This window comes from Marinilactibacillus sp. GCM10026970, from assembly GCF_042660675.1.
Taxonomy (GTDB): Bacteria; Bacillota; Bacilli; order Lactobacillales; family Carnobacteriaceae_A; genus Marinilactibacillus.
The window spans coordinates 23,648-48,686 of sequence record NZ_JBHSUL010000034.1; the positions used below are offsets into that span (position 1 = coordinate 23,648).

The 25,039-nt window shown below is 37.1% G+C and carries 22 protein-coding genes, 1 pseudogene and 1 other annotated feature (1 of these 24 only partly in view); of the genes and pseudogenes, 4 read left to right on the forward strand and 19 right to left on the reverse strand.

The window, feature by feature from the left end; all coding sequences use genetic code 11:
* Positions 1 to 60: a binding site (T-box leader), on the reverse strand (it extends 156 nt beyond the left edge of the window).
* A gap of 173 nt (positions 61 to 233) precedes the next feature.
* The gene (locus ACFP65_RS10915; protein WP_379918545.1) at positions 234 to 1,568 is read left to right on the forward strand and encodes an N-acetylmuramoyl-L-alanine amidase; all 1,335 of its coding nucleotides are present in this window, start codon (positions 234 to 236) and stop codon (positions 1,566 to 1,568) included.
* A 194-nt stretch (positions 1,569 to 1,762) separates the two neighbouring features.
* Positions 1,763 to 2,968, forward strand: coding sequence for a cation:proton antiporter (locus ACFP65_RS10920; protein WP_379918547.1), 1,206 nt, complete (start codon positions 1,763 to 1,765; stop codon positions 2,966 to 2,968).
* Positions 2,969 to 3,072: 104 nt separating this feature from the next.
* On the opposite strand, the gene dtd is transcribed toward ACFP65_RS10920, so the two are convergent.
* From dtd to ACFP65_RS10955, 7 genes are all read right to left on the reverse strand, one after another.
* Positions 3,073 to 3,519, reverse strand: coding sequence for a D-aminoacyl-tRNA deacylase (dtd, locus tag ACFP65_RS10925; protein ID WP_379918549.1), 447 nt, complete (start codon positions 3,517 to 3,519; stop codon positions 3,073 to 3,075).
* Between the two features lie 38 nt (positions 3,520 to 3,557).
* Positions 3,558 to 5,768, reverse strand: coding sequence for a RelA/SpoT family protein (locus tag ACFP65_RS10930; RefSeq protein ID WP_379918551.1), 2,211 nt, complete (start codon positions 5,766 to 5,768; stop codon positions 3,558 to 3,560).
* Between the two features lie 172 nt (positions 5,769 to 5,940).
* Complete coding sequence (deoC, locus tag ACFP65_RS10935; RefSeq protein ID WP_379918553.1) at positions 5,941 to 6,609, reverse strand: deoxyribose-phosphate aldolase; 669 nt, start codon at positions 6,607 to 6,609, stop codon at positions 5,941 to 5,943.
* 44 nt (positions 6,610 to 6,653) lie between these two features.
* On the reverse strand, positions 6,654 to 7,601 hold the full coding sequence (gene prmA / locus ACFP65_RS10940) for a 50S ribosomal protein L11 methyltransferase (RefSeq protein ID WP_379918804.1): 948 nt from the start codon (positions 7,599 to 7,601) through the stop codon (positions 6,654 to 6,656).
* Positions 7,582 to 8,133 (reverse strand): DUF3013 family protein, encoded by a 552-nt coding sequence (locus tag ACFP65_RS10945; protein WP_379918555.1) that lies wholly within the window; start codon positions 8,131 to 8,133, stop codon positions 7,582 to 7,584. Before ACFP65_RS10945 ends, prmA begins: the two co-directional genes overlap by 20 nt.
* 28 nt (positions 8,134 to 8,161) lie before the next feature.
* Entirely contained in the window at positions 8,162 to 8,812 is a 651-nt protein-coding gene (locus tag ACFP65_RS10950) for a DNA-3-methyladenine glycosylase (protein WP_379918557.1), read from the reverse strand.
* Between the two features lie 49 nt (positions 8,813 to 8,861).
* Positions 8,862 to 10,139 carry an HlyC/CorC family transporter gene (locus ACFP65_RS10955; protein WP_379918559.1) on the reverse strand — a complete coding sequence of 426 codons (1,278 nt, stop codon included), beginning with the start codon at positions 10,137 to 10,139 and terminating at the stop codon, positions 8,862 to 8,864.
* Positions 10,140 to 10,379: 240 nt separating this feature from the next.
* Here ACFP65_RS10955 and ACFP65_RS10960 point away from each other — a divergent pair, with 240 nt between their 5' ends.
* Complete coding sequence (locus ACFP65_RS10960) at positions 10,380 to 10,808, forward strand: GNAT family N-acetyltransferase (protein WP_379918560.1); 429 nt, start codon at positions 10,380 to 10,382, stop codon at positions 10,806 to 10,808.
* Between the two features lie 82 nt (positions 10,809 to 10,890).
* On the opposite strand, the pseudogene ACFP65_RS10965 reads toward ACFP65_RS10960, so the two are convergent.
* The 3 genes and pseudogenes from ACFP65_RS10965 to ACFP65_RS10975 all read right to left on the reverse strand — a co-directional run.
* Positions 10,891 to 11,421: pseudogene (locus ACFP65_RS10965) on the reverse strand (hypothetical protein); the annotation flags it as partial.
* Positions 11,422 to 11,549: 128 nt separating this feature from the next.
* Entirely contained in the window at positions 11,550 to 12,080 is a 531-nt protein-coding gene (locus ACFP65_RS10970) for a GNAT family N-acetyltransferase (protein ID WP_379918562.1), read from the reverse strand.
* Between the two features lie 39 nt (positions 12,081 to 12,119).
* Entirely contained in the window at positions 12,120 to 12,452 is a 333-nt protein-coding gene (locus ACFP65_RS10975) for a hypothetical protein (protein WP_379918564.1), read from the reverse strand.
* A gap of 207 nt (positions 12,453 to 12,659) precedes the next feature.
* On the opposite strand from ACFP65_RS10975, the gene ACFP65_RS10980 reads away from it, so the two are divergent.
* Positions 12,660 to 13,088, forward strand: a complete 429-nt coding sequence (locus ACFP65_RS10980) for a hypothetical protein (RefSeq protein WP_379918566.1) — start codon at positions 12,660 to 12,662, stop codon at positions 13,086 to 13,088.
* A gap of 197 nt (positions 13,089 to 13,285) precedes the next feature.
* Here the strand turns inward: ACFP65_RS10980 and lepA are convergent, their stop codons facing one another.
* From lepA to infB, 9 genes are all read right to left on the reverse strand, one after another.
* Positions 13,286 to 15,109 carry a translation elongation factor 4 gene (gene lepA / locus ACFP65_RS10985; RefSeq protein ID WP_225744123.1) on the reverse strand — a complete coding sequence of 608 codons (1,824 nt, stop codon included), beginning with the start codon at positions 15,107 to 15,109 and terminating at the stop codon, positions 13,286 to 13,288.
* 126 nt (positions 15,110 to 15,235) lie between these two features.
* Positions 15,236 to 16,402: a molecular chaperone DnaJ gene (dnaJ, locus tag ACFP65_RS10990; RefSeq protein ID WP_379918568.1), complete on the reverse strand. Its 1,167-nt coding sequence runs from the start codon at positions 16,400 to 16,402 to the stop codon at positions 15,236 to 15,238.
* A gap of 174 nt (positions 16,403 to 16,576) precedes the next feature.
* Positions 16,577 to 18,412 carry a molecular chaperone DnaK gene (dnaK, locus tag ACFP65_RS10995; RefSeq protein ID WP_379918570.1) on the reverse strand — a complete coding sequence of 612 codons (1,836 nt, stop codon included), beginning with the start codon at positions 18,410 to 18,412 and terminating at the stop codon, positions 16,577 to 16,579.
* 52 nt (positions 18,413 to 18,464) lie between these two features.
* Positions 18,465 to 19,001, reverse strand: a complete 537-nt coding sequence (gene grpE / locus ACFP65_RS11000) for a nucleotide exchange factor GrpE (RefSeq protein ID WP_225744126.1) — start codon at positions 18,999 to 19,001, stop codon at positions 18,465 to 18,467.
* A 21-nt stretch (positions 19,002 to 19,022) separates the two neighbouring features.
* Positions 19,023 to 20,051, reverse strand: a complete 1,029-nt coding sequence (gene hrcA / locus ACFP65_RS11005; protein WP_379918572.1) for a heat-inducible transcriptional repressor HrcA — start codon at positions 20,049 to 20,051, stop codon at positions 19,023 to 19,025.
* A 163-nt stretch (positions 20,052 to 20,214) separates the two neighbouring features.
* The gene (gene ribF / locus ACFP65_RS11010) at positions 20,215 to 21,171 is read right to left on the reverse strand and encodes a riboflavin biosynthesis protein RibF (protein ID WP_379918574.1); all 957 of its coding nucleotides are present in this window, start codon (positions 21,169 to 21,171) and stop codon (positions 20,215 to 20,217) included.
* 8 nt (positions 21,172 to 21,179) lie between these two features.
* Positions 21,180 to 22,097 (reverse strand): tRNA pseudouridine(55) synthase TruB, encoded by a 918-nt coding sequence (gene truB, locus ACFP65_RS11015; RefSeq protein ID WP_379918576.1) that lies wholly within the window; start codon positions 22,095 to 22,097, stop codon positions 21,180 to 21,182.
* Positions 22,098 to 22,256: 159 nt separating this feature from the next.
* Positions 22,257 to 22,607, reverse strand: a complete 351-nt coding sequence (gene rbfA / locus ACFP65_RS11020; protein WP_379918578.1) for a 30S ribosome-binding factor RbfA — start codon at positions 22,605 to 22,607, stop codon at positions 22,257 to 22,259.
* A 69-nt stretch (positions 22,608 to 22,676) separates the two neighbouring features.
* The gene (gene infB / locus ACFP65_RS11025; protein WP_379918580.1) at positions 22,677 to 25,034 is read right to left on the reverse strand and encodes a translation initiation factor IF-2; all 2,358 of its coding nucleotides are present in this window, start codon (positions 25,032 to 25,034) and stop codon (positions 22,677 to 22,679) included.
* Positions 25,035 to 25,039 lie beyond the last annotated feature (5 nt).

A 25,039-nucleotide genomic window follows, 5' to 3' on the forward strand; every position in this document is an offset into this window, starting at 1 on the left:
CCATGGAGAGCCTTTCTTTATCGGTAACTTTTAGTTTACTGTCTCTTTCAACGGTCTATTTATAATTTATTATGTTTGTATATTGACTATAAGCTTACAAGAAAGCCAATCCAATGTCAATATAGGTTTTTATTTTCACTATAACTGATTCATATTGCATATTAAAGAATTTAATTGCTATAATAGAAAGGAATAAATGCGTTTATTTTGTATTTCCTGAAAGGATGACTGGAATGGATCAGAACGAATCTTCCCTACATAAATTCTTACCTAAAAAAAATCTTTTTATAGCCATCATTTTACTCTTACTCAGCATTACAGTAGCTTCTACGATCGTCTTAGCGAATGAAAACAGTGTAACGGTCAAAGCAAGTACATTAAACGTTCGAATTGGGCCTGGTCTTTCTTACGATGTAGTAACTCAAGTTAATGAGAATCAGAGACTGAATGTACTTGGCGAAGAAAACCAGTGGTACAAAGTTAGGCTCTCAAACGATGAAATTGGTTGGGTCGCTGGATGGCTCGTAGAAAATGACGAAATCACTTCTGAAACTCAGCGGTATGGCAGAGTTACCGGGAAAGAAATTAATATAAGACAATATGCTACAACCGATTCTCAAATCCTTGGTACTGTCTTTGAAAATACTGAGCTATCTATCCTTTTCGAAGAAGGTGATTGGTATCAAGTACTGTATCTTGGGAAAGTCGCTTGGATTCACAAAGATTACGTGGAAATCATTGATACATTATCAGCTGAACCTACGGAAGAAACTTCTTCAACACAAGAAGTCATCGTTGGTGATGTCCAAATAAATATCCGAGCAGCTGCTTCCACGGATGCGGAAGTTTTGACAACAGCTGAGCCTAATGCTCGTTTAATTTATTTAGACCAGGAACAAGACTGGTACAAAGTTCAGTTAAATGATGGTAGAACGGGTTTTGTCGCTAACTGGGTTACCAGTTTATCCAATGTTGAGACTGTAAATGTTCAAGAAGTGGAAAGACAAACTAATCGAGCGGTCACAAATTTATCAGAAGCTACCATTATGATCGATCCCGGTCACGGTGGAAAAGATCCAGGTGCCATCTCTGCAAATGGCTTGTATGAAAAAGATATCGCCTTGAGTACCGCCAAAATACTTCAACGTCGTCTTCAAGACGCCGGAGCAAATGTTTTACTGACAAGAGATGATGATACATTTATATCACTGAATGATCGAGTTTACCTTACTCACAAAGCTTCAGCAGATGCTTACATTAGTATTCATTTCGATGCAATGGAAATTGCTAATTCGATGACTGGTACAACGACTTATTATTACTCCGACAATGAAAAAGATCTGGCAGATACAGTCAACGCTTATCTAGCACAAAATGGCCCTTTATCTAATAACGGTGTTCGATTAGGAGATTATTATGTTTTAAGAAACAATACACAACCATCAATCTTATTAGAACTGGGATACTTGAATCATGATGTTGATATCATGCAAGTAAATACTCAGTCTTATCAATCCACTGTTGTAGAATCAATCTACCAAGGATTAAGAGATTACTTCTCAAATTAGCTTGAAATGAACAATAAATACGTTTTATGAAAGACAGTCAGAAGAGTGCTTCACGCTTTCTTTTGACTGTCTTTTATTTATTTTTTATACGAAATTAATGACTTAGATATAAGTGACATTTTTTACGTTCAAAAGAAAATTATGTTAAAGTAATAGAAAATACATAACTCAGTAATTAGAAGGAAGGCATTTTTATGCAATTAGTGATTCATCAATTAATCATTTTATTATTTGTCAGTATGATCGTTTTTACAATAGACGTGAAACAGTATTACTTTCCAGTACCAGTTGTGCTGGTTTTTATCGGTATCGGACTTTCTTTTTTGCCCTTATTTTCAGGATTTGAGACTTCTAAAGATATTCTCTACGAACTATTCATCCCAGGCCTACTTTTTGTGTCAGCCTATCAGTACTCGGCTGAGGCCTTTAAGAAAAACGCCTTACTTATCGTTGCCTTAAGTACTTTAGGGATGATTGCGACAGTTCTTCTATTAGGTGCTAGCATCTATTATGCAACTTCATTCTTCTACCCATTCAGTTGGAGTATCTCTTTTTTACTCGCGGCTATACTTGCTCCTACTGATCCGATTTCAGTTGTATCTATTCTCAAGCACAGCTCGGGTTCAGATGAAATCGCTGATGTGGTTGAGGGAGAATCTATGTTAAATGACGGAACAAGCGTTGTTCTATTCACTGTTTTTTTAACCCTTGTAGAATCAGGCGGTAGATTTTCAACCCTTCATTTCGTAGAAGATTTCGCCTTCGTAGCCATCGGCGGGGTCGTCGTTGGACTGGTATTTGGCTGGATTTTAAGTCAGGCTGTGCATATTACTTCCCATCAACCTTATCAAGTCATGTTGAGTGTATTAATTGCGTACGGTAGTTTCTTGCTCGCTGAAGAACTTGGCTTTTCTGGTGTGCTGGCAACGGTTGTTTCAGGGATCATGCTGTCTAATACTTTTTCCAAAAAAGAAAAAGAAAGACCCTTCAGAATCGCCCTTGGAGGCTTTTGGAATGTAATCGATCCATTGTTGTCCTCTATCCTATTTCTCTTTATCGGAATTCAATCAGCCGCTTACTTGAATTTTGATTATTGGTATTTAGCCTTTATAATTTTCGTCCTTTCTGTTTTGGCCCGCTTTGCAGTTCTGGCTTTAACTTTATATTCTGTACCTAAATGGAGAAAAAAATTCAGTAATATCCTCTCCGTTCTGATTCTACTTTCATGGTCAGGAATCAAAGGATCTATGTCTGTGATTCTACTCCTATGGACATTGGATAGTTCAGCTGGTGAAATACCGATTTTGATTTCCTTAGCATTCGCTTCTATCCTGATCTCATTTGTATTACAAAGTGCAGGTATTTATCCATTGACTAAGTTCCTCAATAAAAAAAGGTGAAGTAGTCACGCTTATGATACATGAATCCAAAAAGCCCCGGTTAAAAGAGTAAGTACAACTCTTTTAGCCGGGGCTTTCTATATTGAAGTTTTTATCAGATCATTTTACCTATTCTGAGAATCAATTGTAATGGTTACCGGTCCGTCATTAATCAAGAAAACTTGCATATCTGCTCCAAAACGGCCCGTTTCAACTCTAATTCCCTGATTTCTAAGAGACTGGTTGAATTGCTCATATAAAGGGATTGCTATATCGGGCTTAGCCGAGCGAGTAAAGCTTGGACGATTTCCTTTTTTCGTATCGGCAAATAATGTGAACTGAGAAACCGATAAGATTGAACCTTCTACTTGACGTAGAGAAAGATTCATCTTTCCTTTTTCATCTTCAAATATGCGCATATTACTCACTTTTTGAACAAGATAGTCTACGTCTTCATCTGAGTCGTTTTCACCAATACCTACAAGAATCATTAACCCTTTATCAATCGAACCTACAATATCATTATCAATCTTAACTTGAGCTTCTAAAACTCTTTGTATAACTAAACGCAACGCTTTCCCTCCAGATTAACCATTGGATAAACTCTAAATCAAGATGTGATTCTCTTAACAGAGTAGACATCAGGAATGGACTTCACTTTATCAACAATTTTTTCAAGTTCTGCCAAGTTTTGAATGCCTATCGTCACCCGAATAATCGCCATTTTATTGTTATCAATTCTTCCGTTTACATTATTCAGATTTCCAGTTTGAGAATTGATGACTTGTAGCACTTCATTCAGTAAGCCAGAACGGTCATAGCCTTGTACTTGTAATTCTGCATTATAGGATTTTTCAGTTCCTGCAGATTCCCATTCTACATCAATTAAACGTTGATCAGCATCTTCTGAAGCATGAACATTTGGACAATCTACTCGGTGAATAGAAACACCGCGTCCTCTTGTAATATAGCCGACTATATCATCACCAGGTACAGGATTACAACATTTACTTAAACGAACAAGCAAATTGTCTGCACCTTGGATCATTACGCCGCCTTCATGCCTGATTTTCATTTTTTCCGGTTCTTTTTTCTGTTTCATTTCTATTGGATTGTTTTCATCCAATTGGAGTGCTTTTTCTTCACGTTCTTTTCTTAACTTATCTGTTAAACGATTCGCGACGGTAACCACTTTTAATTCTCCAAAACCGATAGACGCGAAGAAATCGTCGTTGTGCTGATAGTTAAATCTCTCTGCAATTTTTTTGATTGCGTCTTTTTTCATCACTTCTTTTGGATTGAATCCCATGTCAAGAATCTGTTTTTCAAGAATATCTTTGCCACGTTCAACATTCTGTTCTTTTTCCTGCGTTTTGAAAAAACGTTTGATTTTATTTTTTGCTTTTGACGTATTGACGTAATTTAGCCAATCTCTACTTGGACCAAATGAATTCGGAGACGTCAACATTTCTACAATATCCCCGTTTTTTAATTTATAATTTAAGGGAACGATTTTGCCGTTTACTTTAGCTCCCATGGACTTGCTTCCAACTTCTGTATGCACATGGAAAGCAAAATCTAGTGTACTGGAGCCTGATGGCAGTTCCATAACGTCGCCTTTAGGACTGAATACATACACTTTATCTTTAAAAATATCTTGTTTAATTGAGTCCATGAAGTCACTAGCGTCATTCGATTCACTCTGAAGTTCTAAAATATCTCTGAACCAAGAAATATGCTGAGACATGTCATCGTTATCGATTTTCTCTGTAATGCCTTCTTTATAAGCCCAGTGAGCTGCCACACCATACTCGGCAATCTCGTGCATTTTAACTGTTCTGATCTGAACTTCTAAAGGTGTTGCATTCGGACCTAGCACAGTCGTGTGTAAAGACTGGTACATATTTGCTTTTGGCATCGCAATATAATCTTTGAAACGACCTGGCATAGGTTTCCATCTAGTATGAATCGCACCCAAAACACCATAACAGTCCTTAATAGAATCCACGATGACTCTGATTGCTAAAAGATCATAGATTTCATTGAACTGTTTTTTCTGATGTTTCATTTTTTTATAGATAGAGTAGATATGCTTCGGCCGTCCAGTAATATTCGCTTTTATTCCTAATTCTTCAACGGATTCAACGATTGCACTTTTTGAGTCTTCAATGTAACGTTCTCTATCTTCTCTTCTTGAATTCATTAAATGAACGATGCGGTAATATTGTTGAGGATTCATGTATCTTAAGGAAGTATCTTCTAGTTCCCATTTAATACGGCTGATACCCAAGCGATCCGCTAATGGTGCATAAATTTCAAGTGTTTCTTTAGCAATATCTCTTTGTTTTTCGGGACGGTGATGTTTGAGTGTGCGCATGTTATGAACGCGGTCTGCCAGTTTTACTAATATAACTCTGACGTCTTGAGCCATAGCTAGTAACATTTTCCGGTGATTTTCAGCTTGGTGTTCTTGTTTGGATTTGAATTTTATTTTCCCTAATTTTGTTACACCATCTACTAAATCTGCTACTTCAGGTGTAAAGATATTAGAAATATCTGCATAGGTATATTCTGTGTCTTCGATTACATCATGAAGAAAACCAGTAGCAACGGTTACGGGATCCATTTTCAGATCTGCAAGAATTCCAGCTACTTGGACAGGATGCATGATGTAAGCTTCTCCAGACTTGCGAATCTGACCTCTATGCGCCTCTTCGGCCAAGTCATATGCCTGTTTAACAAACGTTACGTGCTTGCTGTTCATATACGTTAAACAAAGCGCTATAACTTCTTGAGGAGTATAGTCTTTTTTTTGTGACATAAATCCTACCTTCTTTTCTCATGATTTCATTGTTACCTGGTTTATGAATAAATTAGTGTTGACCTTTACTGAATTGATAATAAAACCAGCACTTTTTACAGTGCTGGTTCTAAGGTATATTATATCGTTTTTAAGCCGTACTTTCAACCGGTCAAGAGCACGCTGCTTTAGATTAGTAAGTTTCAGAACCTTCTACACCTTCGACTAAAGCAATACCATTTGACGTTCCGATTCTAGTCGCTCCAGCTTCAATCATTGCTTTAGCATCTTCTAAAGTACGAACGCCCCCAGAAGCTTTCACGCCCATTTCTGGACCTACAGCTAAACGCATCAATTTAATATCTTCAACTGTCGCGCCTCCTGTTGAAAAGCCAGTTGACGTTTTAACAAAATCAGCACCTGCTCGCTTAGCAATTTCACATGCTCTGATTTTTTCATTGTGTTCAAGCAAAGATGTTTCAATGATCACTTTAACGATGGCTTTATGATCAGCAGCTTTTACAACTGCTTTAATATCGTCATGTACGAATCCGAAATCTTCACTCTTCATTGCACCAATATTGATAACCATGTCGACTTCATTTGCTCCGTCAGCAATGGCTTGTTTCGTTTCAGCTACTTTAATTTCTGTAGTGTTTGCCCCTAAAGGAAATCCAATAACGGTACAAGTTTGTACATCTGTACCCTTAAGTAAATCAGAAACATAAGATACCCATGTAGGGTTGACACATACTGCTTTAAAATCATATTTCTTTGCATCTAAACAAGCTTGTTGAATAATAAGGTCTGTTGCTTCTGGTTTAAGTACGGTGTGATCGATATAGCTTTTTAAGTTTTCCATTGATAAATTCCTGCTTTCTAAGTGAGTGATTTAAAATAATGTTGTTAATCTTCTTCAGGTTTGATGGCTAAAATGGCGATCCAATCACCCATCTGGTTAATCTGCTGGATTTCAAATCCATTTGCAACTAAACTTTCTAGCACTTGTTCTTTTTTATCTAAAATAATTCCTGAAGACAAGAATTGCCCACCAGGTCTCAGGTTCTTGAAAGCATCCGGAATCAATTTCAAAATAATTTCTGCAAGGATGTTGGCAACGATAATATCTGCCTGTACATCGATTCCTTTTAACAAGTCATTAGGTTTGATCGTGATGTCTGCGTCTAATTGGTTTAGTTTGACATTATCTAAAGCAGATTTAACAGCTACGTCATCCAAATCATAGGCTTGTATAGAAGCTACTCCAAGCAGTGCGCTAGCGATTGTCAAGACCCCCGACCCAGTTCCAACATCAAGGATCTGTTCTCCACCGCGCACGATGGATTCTAGAGACTGTAGACATAACTGTGTTGTTGGGTGCGTTCCGGTCCCAAAAGCCAGTCCTGGATCTAGTGTGATAATTTTTTCGTCTTCATGTTTTTTCGTATACGCTTCCCACTGAGGGACAATTGTCATATACCTAGTAATTGAAACAGGATGATAATGCTTTTTCCAAGCATTAGCCCATTCTTCTTCAATCACATCCACAGTTTCTACTTGAAATTCCTCAATATTTAAATCGTAGTTTTTTAATTCTTCGATTCTTCTGATCAACAAATCTTTAGTTTCTTCAGAAGCGTCTTTTCCGTAGAAATATCCTTTAATTAAAACCCCATCTTTAGGAAAGTCGTCTTCATTCAGTTCCCAAAGAGAGTCAGTACCATATTCAGGATGAACTAAAAAGTCTTGCCGATCAGCAACTGATACACCAGCTGATCCTAGCTCAACTAAGATATTAGAGACTGCTTCAGAAGCCTCACTATTGATAAAAACTTTATATTCTTTCCACTCCACCATTCGCTTCATCCTTTTTGATTTGGTTTATAAATGATTCTTCTTCATCCAGTTTCATCTGAATTTTTTCTTTATCATATCGATCAAGCGATTTGAGTGTTTGAACAGCGCCTTCAAGATCGCGGTCATTCCAAACCAGTCTAAACTCTCCAGTTACGTTATCTAAAGCAAAGTTTTCGAGTTCCGTTATCCCTGCTTCAGCCACGATATTCAACTGGTTAATAATAGCATCCACGTACCCTTTTTCGATTCCTACGTGGCTATTTATTATCACTGCTTCTAGATAGTTCTGTGGCTTAACGTGTGCATAAGCTGGATCATAAAAACAAATGACATCTTCAAATTGAATCGATCCTGGCATATTGGAACGACCAGTTACATCTTGAACCTGTAAAGTTTCATCAACCTTAACGTTGAAGGTAATATAAACTTCGACCAATCTTTTCTTTGTATTTTTAACAACTTTCCATTGGAAAACCGGATAGATTGATTTTAGTTCATCGTCTATATATGTTGCGAGATCTGATTTCAATTTGTACCCTCCTATAATGTGCGTCAATTTATTTTAACACAGTCTTCCATCCATTATCTACGGAAACCTTTCCGCGCTTTCTTGAAACGTAAGGATTACCAACGACTGTGTACCTTAAGGGCTCTTCTGTCCATATTCCTTTATTTGGAATACCGATTCTAGGAGAAGCTTCAATGACTTGAGGAATTTTTTTCAATGAGTCGTCTATATAAAGCGGCTTTTCATTTATATTCGTTCCATTGTCCGACATATTGATCCCCATAGCTTTTGTCATCTTCCCAGGACCATTTGTCAATTCAACCCCTTGCTTCTTGCGATTCATCAACATCAGTTCTTCACCTTCAAATGGTTCAATTGCACGTATTAATACTGCATGAGGAGTGCCTTCAGGTTGCGTCACAATATTGAGCATATGATGGGTATGCATACTATAAATATAAACGGTACCCGCAGTTTCATACATTGCAGCGACTCTAGGAGTTTTTCTCCCATTAAACGTATGTGCAGCTTCATCTTCTACCCCTAGATAAGCTTCTGTCTCTACAATCCATCCTGATACTTTTCCTGCTTCGGTTTCTTTAACGACTAAGCAACCAAGTAATTGTTTTGCGATTTCTTCTGTACTTTTATTGGAATCAATTTCATTTAACTTCAAACTTTTAACACTCACCTTATTCATTTTATAGATAAAGAAAAAGCACGCTGATAATCAACATGCTTTCACTATTTTACTTAGAATCAGGATCCATACTCTTGTAGTCCACCTGAATTTCAAGCACTCTTCTATTTTTCACTTCAAGAACGGTTACTTCCATATTTTTATAAGTGAACTGATCACCTTCAAATGGAACTCGGTTCAATTCTTCGATGACAAATCCACTCACGGTATTGGAAATAAATTCATCAGAATCATCTAACCTGAATAAATCAAACAATTTGTCTAATTTGGCCGTTCCTTTAATTTTATAAGATTCACCTTCAACAACTTCAAAGATTTCTTGTTCAATAACATCTGATTCATCCCAGATTTCACCTACAAGTTCTTCCAGAACATCTTCCATTGTGGCAATTCCTACTGTTCCGCCGTGTTCATCCGTTACAATCGCCATATGCGTTTTCTTTAACTGCATCGTTCTAAGCAGTCTAGATAAATTCATAACTGGCGGCACGAAAATCACTTCTTTGATGATGGTTAAAATCGAAGTTGCCTTTCCAGTTCGCTCCTTAGCTTTAAGGTAGCGATTAAAATCTTTTTCGTGAAGGATACCGACAACGTGGTCAATTGTGTCATCGTACATAATCAATCTAGAAAAATTATGTGTACTAAATAACTCTTCTATTTTGCGATCATCTTCATTAACATCACACCCAACGACGTCGACTCTTGGCATTAAAATTGTCGATACTTCAAGGTCATCAAATTCTATAGCTGATCTTACAAGTTGATGCTCGTGATCTTCTATACTTCCGCCTAGTTCAGCCTGATCAACCATTGAAAGTAACTCATCTTCACTAATCGTTTCCTGACCATCAAAGTCGAATAGTTTGTCTAACAGCATTCTCCATTTTTCAAAAAACCAAATTGCTGGTCTGAATATAGTCATCAACACTTGAATAACCGGAGAAGCAAATTTTGCAATTGTTTCAGATTTTTCCTTTGCAATCGTTTTTGGTGTGATTTCTCCAAAGATCAATACAATAACTGTGATTACGATTGTCGCAATTGTCGCACCATATGTTGGAAACCACTTTACAAATAGCAATGTAGCGATGGCTGATGTGGCAATGTTTACGATGTTGTTTCCGATTAGTATTGTAGATAACACGGAATCAAATCTTTCAGCTAAGTGTAAGGTTCTTTTAGCTTGTTTATTTCCACTTTCCGCTTCATTTCGCAACCGAATTCTGTTTGCTGAAGTAAAGGCTGTTTCTGATGAAGAAAAGAAAGCCGATAAAACGATTAATACGATTAAGAGCAATATACTCGATAAATCCCCACTGTCCATTAAGCTGGACTTCCCCCTTTATAATTCTATATAGTATATTATATCATATACATTTTAAATTTTTCACAATACTCTGTTGATTTTAGGAATTACTTAACTTTTAACTTTCTACAAATCATTAATACAATCGAATCATTAATTGATTAGACTCATCATGCAGGCAAGTACTTCATATAGTATATCACTATAGGGACTAGATTTAAAATCTCTTGATAAATCAAAAGTTAAAGGACTGATAGAATGATTAGGGAAGCGCGTTTAACTGATATTGAAAGTATCTGTACCTTGATGGGACATTTAGGCTACACAACTACTCACGAACAAATGATTGAACGGTTTCATAAAATTGATGGACATCCAGATTATAGGACTTACCTTGCTGAACAAAACGGTCTAGTGACCGGTATGGTCGGATGCGTTATAGGTCATCCATACGAAAGTGACTATGACTATATCAGAATTACCGCTTTGGTAGTCGACCCAGATTTTCGGAAACAAGGTATTGCCAAAAGATTACTCTTAAAAGTAGAAGAATTGGCACACCAATTGAGTATAGACAAAATCGCTTTAAATAGTGGAAAAAGAAGCGAAAGACAGCAAGCCCACAAATTTTATATGCACAATGGATTTGAAATGAAGTCTTTAGGATTCGTTAAACATATTCGTTGAATTTTATTGTAAGTGTATTATTTTAGAATCAATTAAAATTCCGAAAAATGCACATACATGACATCATAATCATGTACGTATTTTAATTTTCAAAATTAAATACATAGTCTAATTTTTTAATAAAGAGATCATTTGTATCGATTGGTAATTTATATCTTTTTAGTACTTCTGTCAATTCAGTAAGATCTTCAAATTGATTTACACCATCATTTGATTGGACCTCAATTTCGATAAAGAGATATTTGCTATTTACATTTTGTACTATTAAGCTTAGCGTATTATTTGAATAAACAGTGCATTCATTGCGTAGATGGACCCATTGCTTGAAATCAAGTGCTGTAAGTAAATTATTTGCATCTTGATATGAAGCCACATCACAACTTACTTCAGATTGAGATAAGATCGTCTCATCATCCATTATTTTATTTTTTACAATTAATTTTGACTCTACTCGATCGACGCGTCTTAAGATGAGTGTTTTAGATAACAACTCCATGCGGCTCATTTTCGAAAAATCCAAATTTCCCTTTTGATAATAATAATCTTCTAATTCAAAAGATTCCATTTTTTTAAATCCTTTTTGAATTAGAACGTTATGTAGGTCTTTATAACTTACTGTGAACTTCGACTGTCACTTCGTCAGTATTTTTCATTTTAACTCCTTTAAATTATGAGGTTTGAATTTTCGTATATTACTTTGGCTTGCAAGCTGATAAACCTTTATTTTAAGAATTGCTAATATCAAATATCCAGATAAAATAGAATATCTGATTTACCTTCTTGCACTGTTCCATTATATACCTTCGTATCAAGTCCACCTATATGGAAACCTGTATTCACGTAAAAAAGACAAGCTGAAAGATTGTTGTCCTGTGCTTGCGTATATATCCCGCGGTACCCTTTTAGATACGCCACTTCTTTTGCTCTCTCTATTAGCATATTGGCAACACCTTGCTTGCGGTGTGTTTTATTTATTTTCAAGTCGTAAAGATACATATACTTAAAAAACGCTTCTTGCATGATCGCAAGTCCTATACACTCACCTTCATCATAGGCTCCTATGAAAATGCTATTCTTACTCATTTCTTCGTATTGGTAATTCTCGTCAGGAAAACACATCTGACTTACATCCTTTGCTGCTAATTTAAGTACTGTATACGCCCATTTTTCATTCTTATAGGAAGGAATCATACGTCCCCATAATTGAAACTCTTCATTCTTTAGTTTAATATCCTCTTTATTTGTAGCATCAATAATTTTTATTTCTATCATTCAATCACCTCATGTAATCTTAATTATGCATAAATTCGATTAACTATTTCTTAGCTTTTCAAGAATTTTGGTCGCTATTGGCAGTAATTCTTGCTTTTCGTAATTGACAAGTAGTCTCTTAGTGATAATATCACTGAATTCCATGTCTAATACTTTTGAAATCTCTCCCGTCACTTGTTCGATAGAAGGAACTTCATTCTTTATATTATACTCAATGAAGAGCCTATCCACTTTAGAAATTTGCTTATCCGTAAGTCCTATTTCCAAAAAACATAATTCTCTAGAATCAAATTCGAGTTTCTCACAGATTTGTGATAAGACGGTTTTCATTAAGGATAACTCGTGTTCCATATCTTGATATTTTCTATTCACTAAAGAAAACTCCCAATTTGTTTTATAATCTATACAAAATTTAACTCTTGAAAATAGTCTAGCATATAACTCGAAATAAAAGAGGTTAAAGTATAGTTAAAAGAAAAGTTTCGTATATGCTTCATGTAAAGGGACTTTTTGATGTAGAATACCTTATTTACTTAGTGAACGTAAAATTGAACATTTATAACTGAGGTGAAAAATATGATGTATAAAAAAACAATTATTGCTTTACTCTCATTGGTTGTTATATTAACTGGTGGATTATTGTTTCGGTATTTTTATGGGCCTTTTCAAATAGAAAATTCCATTCGTGTTGAAAATGATACTAGTCAAGTAGTACCATCCATTCATTTTTACTTGTCTCCGAGTATTTCATCTGATCCAGGGGCAGAAAAAGATTCGGTTTTTGGTTCAACTTCCGCTCTTCAACCTGGAGAACGTGATGAATTTGTTAGCTCTCAAGTAATAGAAAGAGATTATAATATTCTTATGGAATATGAGCTTAGTGATGGAACATTGAAAACAGACATGGCGAATGCATATATCCGTGCAGATTCAAAAGGATATTCTGATACATTGATTGTTACTGAAGTAACAGAAGATGGAGAATTAATATTTAAAAATAATTTTTAGAACTATCTCCAAATATCTGACGAAGTAGACAGTAATAATTTAAATATTTTCATATCTATTTCGACTATGTATTAAAGCGCAACTTTATTAATAAATAGAAAATAAAAAAATCCTACCACACTCTACTGACGTAGAATACTGGTAGGATTTTATGCTCTTCATGTTAATTTTAGATTTTAAAGTTGGTGTGTAAGTTCTTACTCATCATCCAAGTTCAATACCGCCATAAACGCTTCCTGAGGAATCTCTACGTTGCCGACATTCTTCATACGTTTTTTACCAGCTTTTTGTTTCTTGAGTAATTTCTGACGTCTAGTAACATCTCCACCATAGAGCTTAGCTGTAACGTCTTTACGGTAAGCTTTAACCGTTGAACGCGCCACAATATTCTGTCCAATAGCTGCTTGGATCGGAATCTCAAACTGCTGACGGGGAATCGTTTCTTTTAGTTGCTCTACTACAGAGCGTCCTCTAGCATAAGAGAAGTCTTTATGCACGATAAAACTCAAGGCATCGACTGTTTCTCCGTGGATCATAATATCCATTTTCACTAATGTACTTTCTCTATAACCAGCTTCAGAATAATCCAGTGACGCATATCCTTTAGTGCTTGATTTCAGTCTGTCAAAGAAATCATAGACAATTTCGGATAAAGGAATATAGTAAGATACATTTACTCGAATATCATCCAAGTATTCCATCGTCAAGAATTCACCACGTTTACGTTGAGCAATTTCCATTACAGCACCTACGTAATCGTTTGGTACTGTGATAACTGCTTTAACATAGGGCTCTTCTACAGATTCAATTTCTTGAGGTGTAGGCATATCTGCTGGGTTTGATACGGTAATTTTCTCACCGTCAGTTTTGTTGATGTGATAAATAACGGATGGTGCTGTTGTAATCAAGTCAAGGTTGAACTCGCGCTCTAATCTTTCTTGAATTACGTCCATGTGAAGCATTCCTAAGAAACCACAGCGGAAACCAAAACCTAAAGCCTGAGACGTTTCTGCTTCGTATTGAAGTGCAGCGTCATTTAACTGTAGTCTTTCCAGTGCTTCTCTTAAGTCTTCGTATCTTGCTGAATCTGTTGGATACATACCACAAAATACCATTGGATTCATGTGACGATAGCCAGGTAAAGCTTCAGTTGTTGGGTTATTTGCTAGAGTAACAGTATCCCCTACACGCGTATCACGAACCGTCTTGATGTTTGCCGTAACATAACCAACATCACCGACCATCAAATAATCTCTAGATAATGGTTTAGGCGAAAAGATTCCAAGATCAGTTACTTCAAATTTCTTACCATTACTTAAAATTTGAATCGTGTCCCCTTTTTTCAAGACACCATCCATCACACGAATATTCAGTACAACCCCACGGTACGGGTCATACGCTGAGTCAAAGATCAGTGCTTGTAATGGATTGTCGATGTCTCCTTCAGGAGCAGGGATTTTCTCAACGATTTGTTCCAGGATATCTTCAATTCCGATACCAGATTTTGCACTCGCTAAAACAGCGTCGCTAGCATCTAATCCAATAATGTCTTCAACTTCAGTTCTTACACGTTCTGGATCTGCTGCGGGTAAATCGATTTTATTGATTACAGGCAAGATTTCCAGTTCATTTTCAAGGGCAAGATACACATTGGCAAGCGTCTGAGCTTCTACCCCTTGAGCCGCATCCACTACTAGAATTGCGCCTTCACAGGCAGCCAGACTTCTAGATACTTCATAGGTAAAATCGACGTGTCCCGGTGTATCAATCAGGTGCAAGATATACGTTTCTCCATTTTTGGCAGTATATTGCAATTCAACTGTATTCAATTTGATCGTGATGCCACGTTCTCTTTCAAGATCCATTGAATCCAGTAACTGGTCTTGCATTTCACGATCAGCTACCGTATGTGTTTGTTGTAAAATACGGTCAGCGAGCGTAGATTTACCGTGGTCGATATGGGCAATAATTGAAAAGTTTCTAATTTGTTTCTGTCTCTTTCGAGCAAGATTTTTATCCATTATATAAAGTCCTCATTCCTTCGTCTTCACGAGCGTTCTCTTAATTATACCAACGATGAGAATAGAGTACAATCAAATTCAAAAACATATAATAAAGAGACGACTACTTAGCCGTCTCTTCATTGATTATTTGTGTTTATCTTTGAATACATCTTTCACTTTTGAAAAAAATGTACCTTCATCTTGCTCTACAACTTCATCATAGTCACTAACTTGGGCAAATTTTCTCAATTGTTCTGCTTGCTGGTCGTTGATATCTTTTGGTATCACTACATTGATTGTAATATGTTGGTCACCATTCCCTGTACCACGTAAGCGCGGTGCACCTTTTCCTCTTAAACGGAAAGTTGTGCCAGGCTGTGTTCCAGCAGGAATCTTGAATTTCACTTTACCGTGAACAGTCGGTACTTGAAGTTCATCTCCCAGAGCTGCCTGTACCATATTGATTGGCAATTCATAATAGATTTCTGGTCCTCGTCGATCAAATTCTTTTGATCCCGCTACTCTGAATACAACATACAAGTCACCATAAGGTCCGCCGTTTTTACCAGCGTCCCCTTGGCCTTGAAGACGCATTTGATTGCCATCTTCTACTCCAGCTGGAACGGTTACTTTAACAGAATGTTGCTCTTTCGTGTGACCAGAACCATGACAAACATCACATTTCTCTTTGATTTCTTGTCCAGTACCATTACATGTCGGACAAGCTTGTTGAGTCATCACACGGCCAAATGGTGTGTTACGTTCAACGTTGATTGCACCTGCACCACCACATTGAGAACATGTCTGAGGACTCGTTCCTGGTTTTGCACCGTCACCGCCACAAGTATTACATTCTTCTTCTCTCTTATAGCGTACAGTGGTTTCTTTACCAAAAATGGCCTCTTCAAATTTCAAGTCCACTACATACTGCAAGTCGTCTCCTTGCATAGGAGCATTCGGGTTCCTAGAGCGTCTTCCGCCTCCACCGAAGAATTGATCGAAGATATCTTCAAATCCGCCTCCGCCAAAGCCGCCGGCACCTCCACCGAATCCACCGCCAAAACCGCCACCAGCTCCAAAGTTCGGATCTGTTGATGCGTGGCCGTATTGATCGTATGCAGCACGTTTTTGATCATCGCTCAATACTTCGTAAGCTTCAGTGATTTGCTTGAATTTTTCGTCAGCATTTGCTTCTTTACTGATATCTGGATGATGTTTTTTCGATAATTTTCTGTAGGCTTTCTTTATTTCATCTTTTGAGGCATCTTTAGATACCCCTAAAAGATCATAAAAATCTTCTTTTCCTGCCATTTTGATCCTCCATACTCTTAAGAGTTACTAGATGTTCTGCTTCTATATGACTATACTACAATCCGAATAAAAAGCCAAAAGCACTAAGCTTTGGCTTTTTATCGTACAGACTATTCGGTTGATTCATGAATAAACTAAATTGCAGTTCAGATCGTTCTTTTAAAGAAGTCTTTATTATTCTTCGTCGTCGACTTCTTCAAATTCAGCATCTACAACACCATCGTCAGAAGATTCTGCTTGAGCTCCAGCATCTTGTCCTTCAGCTTCTGCTTGTTGAGCAGCCGCTTGTTCGTAAAGTTTTACTGACATTTCTTGAACGATTTCGTTTAAAGCATCTCTCTTCGCTTTGATTTCTTCAAGATCATCGTTTTCTAGAGCTGTTTTCAATTCATCACGAGCTTCTTCAGCTTTTTTAACGTCTGCTTCGTCGACTTTACCGTCTAGATCTTTAAGGGTTTTGTCGATTTGGAATACAAGTTGGTCAGCTTCATTGCGGATTTCAACTTCTTCTTTACGTTGTTTATCTGATTCAGCATTTTCTTCAGCTTCTTTAACCATACGTTCGATTTCTTCATCTGAAAGGCCTGAAGAAGATTTAATCGTAATGTTTTGTTCTTTACCAGTACCTAGGTCTTTCGCAGATACATTTACAATACCATTTTTATCAATATCGAATTTAACTTCGATTTGAGGTACACCACGTGGTGCTGCAGGAATATCTGTTAATTGGAAACGACCTAAAGTTTTGTTGTCTTTAGCCATTGGGCGCTCACCTTGTAATACGTGAACATCAACTGCTGGTTGGTTATCCGCTGCTGTTGAGAATGTTTGAGCTTTACTTGTTGGGATCGTTGTGTTGCGGTCGATCAGTTTAGTAAATACGCCACCCATTGTTTCAATACCTAAAGATAGTGGTGTAACATCTAGTAAGACGATATCTTTAACGTCACCAGAGATAACCCCACCTTGGATCGCTGCTCCCATTGCTACAACTTCATCAGGGTTAACAGAACGATTAGGTTCTTTATCTGTTTCTTTTTTAACTGCATCTACAACAGCTGGGATACGAGTTGATCCACCAACCAAGATAACTTGATCGATATCTGATTTTGAAAGACCAGCATCTTTAAGTGCTTGACGAACAGGGTGTTTTGTTCTTTCAACTAGGTCATCAGTAATTTCATCGAATTTAGCACGCGTTAATGTGATTTCCAAGTGTAATGGACCAGCATCTCCTGCACTAATGAATGGTAAACTGATTTGAGTTGAAGAAACGCCTGATAAGTCTTTTTTAGCTTTCTCAGCCGCATCTTTCAAACGTTGTAAGGCCATTTTATCTTTAGCCAAATCTACGCCGTTTTCTTTTTTGAATTCAGCAACAAGGTAATCGATGATTTTTTCGTCGAAGTCGTCCCCACCTAGCAAGTTGTCTCCAGAAGTAGATAATACTTCAAAGACCCCGTCTCCTAATTCAAGGATAGAAACATCAAATGTTCCGCCACCTAAGTCGAATACAAGAATTTTTTCATCTGTATCTACTTTATCTAAACCATAAGCTAGTGAAGCAGCAGTCGGCTCGTTAACGATACGATCTACTTCTAATCCAGCAATTTTACCTGCATCTTTAGTTGCTTGACGTTGTGAGTCATTGAAGTAAGCTGGTACAGTAATAACTGCATTTGTTACTTCTTCGCCAAGATAATCTTCAGCATAAGCTTTTAAATGTTGAAGAATAAAAGCAGAAACTTGTTGAGGAGAATATTCTTTTCCTTCAGCTTCAACTTTAAAGTTTTCACCCATGTGACGTTTAATTGAAATCACAGTGTTCGGGTTAGTGATTGCTTGTCTTTTAGCAACTTCCCCTACTTGAATTTCGCCATCTTTAAAAGAAACAACGGAAGGAGTCGTACGGTTTCCTTCTTTGTTAGGAATGATCTTAGATTCTCCACCTTCAAGAACTGCTACAGCAGAGTTTGTTGTTCCTAAATCAATACCAATAATTTTACCCATTATAATCTCACCTTTGCTTTTTAAAATTTTTATTTTTAAATAACTTTAACAATTAAAGTGTTACGGTTACTTTCGCCGCACGTAAAACACGGTCATTTAATTTATATCCTTTTTCAAATACTTGTGCAACAACATTGCTGTCTTGACCTTCTTGAGCAGGCACTTGAGTGTATGCTTCGTGGAAGTTTGGATCAAACGGCTGGCCCTCAGCTTCAATGACTTCTATGCCTTCTGACTTAAGCGCATGATTGATGCTTTCCACAACCATTTCAATCCCTTTTTTCAAGTTTTTGCCAGCTTCATCTTCAACTTCAATGGTTAATGCACGTTCCATATTATCTAATGCTGGTAACAATTGCTTTGCCAAGTCCTGAGAACGGTAACGAGTAGCTTGTTCTCTTTCTCTTTGGTTTCTCTTTTGAATATTTGCTAGTTCTGCTTGAAGTCGGATATAACGGTCTTGTACTTCTTCTAATTCTTGTTTTGTTTTTTCAAGTTCTTCTTGAACTGGATCAAGTTCAACTTGCTCTGTTTCATCTTCTGTCGCTTCAACTTCTTGATCTAAAATTTCTTCGTTATTATCTTCCATATATAGCCCTCACTTTAAACATTATTCTAAATAAAATCTGAGTAAATTAGCTGATAATTGCTTTCTGAATGCTTCTAATACACCAAAAGTTTGGTCGTAAGGCATACTTGTCGGCCCAAGAACAGCTATTATTCCATCCCCATGACCGTCTACTTTGTAAGTAGCCGTAACTAAGCTGAATTCATCAAACAATTCGTGATTGAGTTCACTACCGATCTTCACTTCAAAATCTTCTGTTACACGACTTAAAATCGTATTCAGATCCAGATCGTTATCGAGCAATTCATACAAAGACTTCAATTTTTTTCTATCCATGTTTTCAGTGAAATCAAGTAGATTCATTTTCCCTGAAACATGCAGCCGTTCTTCTTGCGACTCACCAAAGACTGTTTGAATGGTCATCAACATATCTGAAGCAGTGGCAGCGTACTTGTTGACCAGCAGCGGTATATCGTTTTGAAGTTTCTGATAAACCTCATATAGCGATTTTCCCACTAAATGCTGGTTAAAAATGTTCGTCACTTTTTCGATATCTGACTCATTGACGTGTTCAGGAATCTGGAAAACTGTGTTTTCTATCGCACCCGTATCCGTTTGAATGATAGCCATAACTTGTTGATGGTTCAGTAACACAAGTCTGAAACCAATCAATTTGCTTGTCTTTCCTTGAGGTCCAAGAACGAAAGCTGTGTAACTTGTTAGCTGCGACAATAATTGAGCGGACTGATGAAACAAATCATCCATCTGACGTACATGACTATCAAATGTATTATTGATCATAACAATCTGATCTTGTTCGACCTTTTTTGGACGAATGAGATGATCGACATAAAATCGATAACCTTTCAAAGAAGGTACCCTACCCGAAGACGAATGTGTCTTTTCGATAAAGCCCATTTTCTCAAGATAACTCATTTCATTCCGAATCGTTGCAGAACTCGCATCGATATTTGTTTCGTCGACTAATCTTTTTGAACCAACAGGCATACTTGTTGTTGTGTATATCCTGATGATTGTCTCCAAAATAGCCAACTGTCTCTTTGTCAACATGTGCATCATCTCCCTAAGCACGCTAGAGACATCTATAATTTCAATCATTTAATAGCAAAGACCCAAAAGTCTTCTATCTTAACACTTTCATTAAATTAGCACTCGACATAACCGAGTGCTAACACAACTATAATTTAACAAATGATCCTTAACTTGTCAACTATTAAATTTGATTTATTTTGACCTTTGATAAAATCGCTCTAGATTCTTTTTCATCAAGAATGAGTTGATCAATCAACCCTTCTTTGGATTCATATTTCACTTCATCTCTCAAGTACTTAACCCATTTAATTCGAACATCTTCACCATATATTTCTTTTTTATAATCGAAGATATTTACTTCAACAGAAATATCTTTTCTATAGCCAAATGTCGGGTTATAACCAATCGACGCCATTCCATCATGCCAAACGTCATCCACAAACATCTTAACAGCATACACACCAATTTTAGGCATAAAGACATCTGGATCTGATAAAACATTTGCTGTCGGATAACCAATTGTGCGTCCTCTAGCATCTCCATGGATTACAAAACCTGAAGTTTCATAAACATAGCCTAAAAGATCATTTGCTTCGTCCATGTTGCCTTCTACAATACATTTTCTGATACGAGTAGAACTAATTTTTTGTTCAGAAGCTAGTTGTTTTTGTACTTGATGAATTTCAAATCGACCTTTAGCGAACTGACTTAGATTGTCCATATTAGCAATGTCTGCTTTACCATAAGTATAGTCAAACCCCGCTACGACTGCCTTAGCATTCCATCCTACAATATACTGATCCACAAATTCTTGTGGTGCTAAAGTACCAAAGCTGGAAGTGAAATCTACTTCATATAAAATATCAATTCCTGTCTGCTCAAGCAGTTCTTCTTTTCTCTTGATGGGGGTTAGGTAATAGTGATACTCTGGGTCAAATTTTCTATATACAAATGCAGGATGACGGTTAAACGTCATCATAGCTGCTTTTACCCCTTTTTCTTTTGCTAATTTTACACCTGTTTCAATAACAGCTTTATGTCCTTTATGAATACCATCAAAAAATCCTAATATTAATACAATATCATCTGGAAAAATCGCTGATGGATCATAAGGATGATGGATCTTAATAATTTTCATACGTTCACCTACACTTCTGTTCTCAATACTTTGATTGGTTTAATCCTATCTAATTTTGTTGGATGTTCAGAATAGATCGCAACAGCTTTGCTGTCTTTATAAAAAATAATTGGAAATTCTGAAAAAACAGGTAACTCTGATTTCATGAATACTGTCCCATTTTTCACTCTACTCCATTCCTCTTCAGAAAGTCGGTGTGAAGGGAAAAATGTTAATGCAGATTCTAGAGGATTCAATATAGCTGAAAGCCTATTTTCATCTACTGCTTCTTGCACTTGTCTTAAAGTGACCGCCTGAGCTGACTGATAGCCTCCACTCTCTGTTCGTGTTAGATCAGACATGTGCGCTGGATAGCCCAGCAAGGCACCTGTATCAACAGCTAACGTACGAATATACGTCCCTTTACTACAAGAAACTTTAAATTTGAAAGAGAGGGTCTTTTGATCTTCATCTATAACGACATCTGACGTTCTTTCATAGCTATGAATGGTCACTTGTCTCGAAGGTCTCTCAATCACTTCTCCAGCTCGAGCGTATTCGTATAACCTTTTACCGTTCACTTTCACTGCTGAATACATTGGTGGAGTTTGTGTAATCTCTCCTGTTAGAGATGTAATAGCTTTATCAATAGCTTCCAGTGACAATTGAGGATTTACCGCTTGCCTATCAACGATTTCTCCTGAACGGTCTTCAGTAGTTGTAGAGTAACCCAATGTTACTTCACCTTCGTATGTTTTACCCGTATTCACCATATATTCAAGTACTTTTGTCGCTTTGCCAATAGCAATTGGCAATACACCTTCTACATCTGGATCCAGTGTGCCCGAATGGCCGACCTTTTTAGTCTTCAATATTTTTCTCAGTTTATATACGCAATCATGACTTGTCATGCCCTTTTCTTTCCATAAAGGTATGATCCCCTCCATGTTCATTCCTCCAATACTCAATGTTTCTATTATAGCATATCTCTATGTAAATTGATTGGACGTGGAAAAAGAGAATCACTGCCAGTTAAGACAATTGATTCTCTTTCCACTTCAATCAATTTTAAGTCGTTTCAATCGATCGTTTAAATGAACTTTAGACTAGTCTTTGCTTTTTAATTGATTCAATAATTCATCAATATGACTACCGTAAGCTACGGATTCATCACGAGCAAAAAATAATTCTGGTGTTTTATGAATAGACAGACGACTTCCAAGTTCTTTTCTGATCAAACCTTTAGCTTTTTCTAAGCCTTCTTGAGTATCAGTAACTGTCTTTTCATCATCTTTCAACGTACTATAATATACTTTAGCTTGTTGTAGGTCTCCGGTAACTTCAACATCTGTTATCGTGATTCCTTGAACACGAGGGTCTCTTACGCGCTTTTGCATAATATCGTTGATTTCTTTTTGAATTTCTTGGGAGACTCGCCCAACTCGATAATTTGGCATATTTGCTCACCTATCCTTATATATGTCTTCTAGTTCAATCCATCATCTTTGATGGCTGATACCATCATATTAGGATTTTCTTTCAATTTCAACCATTTCGAATGCTTCAACAACATCGTCTACTTTAATATCGTTGTATCCTTCAATTGTAATACCACATTCAAAACCAGTTCTAACTTCTTTCGCGTCGTCTTTGAAGCGTTTCAGACTAGACAGTTCGCCTTCGAACTGAACGATTCCATTACGAACTAGACGTACAGAACTACTACGTTTGATAACGCCATCGCTGACGAAACATCCTGCAATCGTTCCAACTTTTGAAACAGTATACGTTTCACGAACTGTTGCTTGACCCGTAACTTGTTCTTCAAATTCTGGATCTAGCATACCTGTCATCGCAGCTTCGATCTCATCGATAGCATTGTAGATTACACGGTGTGTTCTGATATCTACTTCTTCACGAGAAGCACTTTCTTTTGCTTGAACCGTAGGACGAACGTTAAATCCGATTACGATCGCAGAACTAGCAGATGCTAAGGTGACATCACTTTCGTTGATTGCACCAACTCCAGTGTGAATAATATTCACTTTCGCACCTTCTACTTCGATTTTCTTCAGACTTGAAGCTAGTGCTTCTACTGAACCTTGAACATCCGCTTTAACGATAACGTTCACTTCTTTGATTTCGCCTTCTTCAAGACTTTCAAATAAGTTTTCAAGGGTCACTTTATTCATTTTAGAACGGTTAGCTTCAGTCGCAATAATCGCTCTTGATTCTCCAACTTGTCTAGCTGTTTTTTCGTCTTCAAAGACTACAAAACGATCTCCAGCTTGTGGTGTAGCGTTCAAACCAGTAATCTCAACCGGCGTTGAAGGTGTAGCAGATTTAACTCTACGTCCTTTGTCATTTGTCATCGTACGCACGCGACCAAATGTGTTACCAACTACAATTGGATCACCTTGAGCAAGCGTACCTTCTTGAACAAGTAACGTTGCAATAGGACCTTTAGCCTTATCAAGTCTTGCTTCAATTACGGAACCGATTGGCTGACGTTTAGGGTCTGCTTTTAGTTCTTCTACTTCAGCAACAAGTAAAACCATATCTAATAATTCATCTAGGTTTTTGTTGAATAGAGCTGAGATTTGAACGAAAATCGTATCGCCGCCCCAGTCTTCTGGAACAAGTTCGTACTCAGTTAACTCTTGCATAACGCGATCTGGATTTGCTCCAGGTTTATCGACTTTGTTTACGGCAACAATGATTGGTACTTCAGCAGCTTTAGCATGATTGATCGCTTCAACTGTCTGAGGCATAACCCCATCATCTGCAGCAACAACGATTATTGCGATATCTGTGATGTCTGCACCTCTAGCACGCATTGTTGTGAACGCAGCGTGTCCAGGAGTATCCAAGAAAGTAATTAATTTACCATTTTCTTCTACTTGGTAAGCACCAATATGTTGAGTGATTCCCCCAGCTTCTCCACCAGTTACATTTGTATTACGTAATGTATCTAATAAAGTCGTTTTACCGTGGTCAACGTGACCCATAATCGTTACTGTTGCCGGACGAGTAACAAGATTTTCTTCTACAACTTCTTTATTGAAGAATGTATCGAAATCTGTCAAATCAACCTGAACTTTTTCTTCTGTTTCAATTCCATAATCAGAAGCAAGTAATTCAATTGTATCACTGTCTAACGATTGGTTTTGTGTCGCAACGACACCCATCATAAATAATTTTTTAACGATTTCCGCAGGTTCACGGTGAATTTTCTTAGCAATTTCTGCTACCGTGTTTCCATCTGTATACTCAAGTACTTTAGGCAACTCTTTGTTTTTACGTGGAGTCGCTGGAACTTGTGAAGGTTGATGGTTTTTCTTACCTTTACGTCTTCTTCCGCCTGCTGGTCCACCGTTAATGCCGCGGTGCTGACGAGAGTTTCTTTTATTGGATTGCTGGAATTGTTGCTTTTGTTGCTCATCAGTTGTTCTCTTTTGAACTGCTGGAGCCGCCTTAGCTTGTGGTGCTGATTTTTTGTTATCAGTAGTTGATTTCTTCGTATTAGTATTCGATTTTTTTGGTGCTCTATTTTGAGATTGTATTTTGTTTTGTCCTTTACTGTTCTGAGATTTATCAGTACCATTCTGATTTCCGTTCTGATTAGCAGCTGGTTTTCTGACAGAGTTGTTAGTATTGTTTGAATTAGAACGGTTTGTTTGTTGTGGTGCTTTATTTGCTGGCTTGTTTGAAGCAGATGGTTGACTTGTTTGAGTGAAAGCTTTACTCAATTTATCAACATCTCCGTCATCCATAGAAGACATATGACTTTTATAATCGATACCAAGCTCTTTTGCTTTTTCGATAATCTGCTTACTTTCGATATTCTTTTCTTTTGCGAATTCATAGACGCGTTTTTTGCCCATGCAAT

Coding starts and splice junctions, on each gene's coding strand:
- grpE (WP_225744126.1), bottom strand. CDS start 19,001: ATGGAAGATAATAACGAAGAAATTTTAGATCAAGAAGTTGAAGCGACA.
- rbfA (WP_379918578.1), bottom strand. CDS start 22,607: ATGCCAAATTATCGAGTTGGGCGAGTCTCCCAAGAAATTCAAAAAGAA.
- ACFP65_RS10955 (WP_379918559.1), bottom strand. CDS start 10,139: ATGGACAGTGGGGATTTATCGAGTATATTGCTCTTAATCGTATTAATC.
- ACFP65_RS10970 (WP_379918562.1), bottom strand. CDS start 12,080: ATGATAGAAATAAAAATTATTGATGCTACAAATAAAGAGGATATTAAA.
- ACFP65_RS10915 (WP_379918545.1), top strand. CDS start 234: ATGGATCAGAACGAATCTTCCCTACATAAATTCTTACCTAAAAAAAAT.
- infB (WP_379918580.1), bottom strand. CDS start 25,034: ATGGGCAAAAAACGCGTCTATGAATTCGCAAAAGAAAAGAATATCGAA.
- ACFP65_RS10980 (WP_379918566.1), top strand. CDS start 12,660: ATGTATAAAAAAACAATTATTGCTTTACTCTCATTGGTTGTTATATTA.
- dnaJ (WP_379918568.1), bottom strand. CDS start 16,402: ATGGCAGGAAAAGAAGATTTTTATGATCTTTTAGGGGTATCTAAAGAT.
- ACFP65_RS10920 (WP_379918547.1), top strand. CDS start 1,763: ATGCAATTAGTGATTCATCAATTAATCATTTTATTATTTGTCAGTATG.
- hrcA (WP_379918572.1), bottom strand. CDS start 20,051: ATGTTGACAAAGAGACAGTTGGCTATTTTGGAGACAATCATCAGGATA.
- ACFP65_RS10950 (WP_379918557.1), bottom strand. CDS start 8,812: ATGAATAAGGTGAGTGTTAAAAGTTTGAAGTTAAATGAAATTGATTCC.
- lepA (WP_225744123.1), bottom strand. CDS start 15,109: ATGGATAAAAATCTTGCTCGAAAGAGACAGAAACAAATTAGAAACTTT.
- deoC (WP_379918553.1), bottom strand. CDS start 6,609: ATGGAAAACTTAAAAAGCTATATCGATCACACCGTACTTAAACCAGAA.
- ACFP65_RS10930 (WP_379918551.1), bottom strand. CDS start 5,768: ATGTCACAAAAAAAAGACTATACTCCTCAAGAAGTTATAGCGCTTTGT.
- ACFP65_RS10960 (WP_379918560.1), top strand. CDS start 10,380: ATGATTAGGGAAGCGCGTTTAACTGATATTGAAAGTATCTGTACCTTG.
- ribF (WP_379918574.1), bottom strand. CDS start 21,171: ATGAAAATTATTAAGATCCATCATCCTTATGATCCATCAGCGATTTTT.
- dnaK (WP_379918570.1), bottom strand. CDS start 18,412: ATGGGTAAAATTATTGGTATTGATTTAGGAACAACAAACTCTGCTGTA.
- truB (WP_379918576.1), bottom strand. CDS start 22,097: ATGGAGGGGATCATACCTTTATGGAAAGAAAAGGGCATGACAAGTCAT.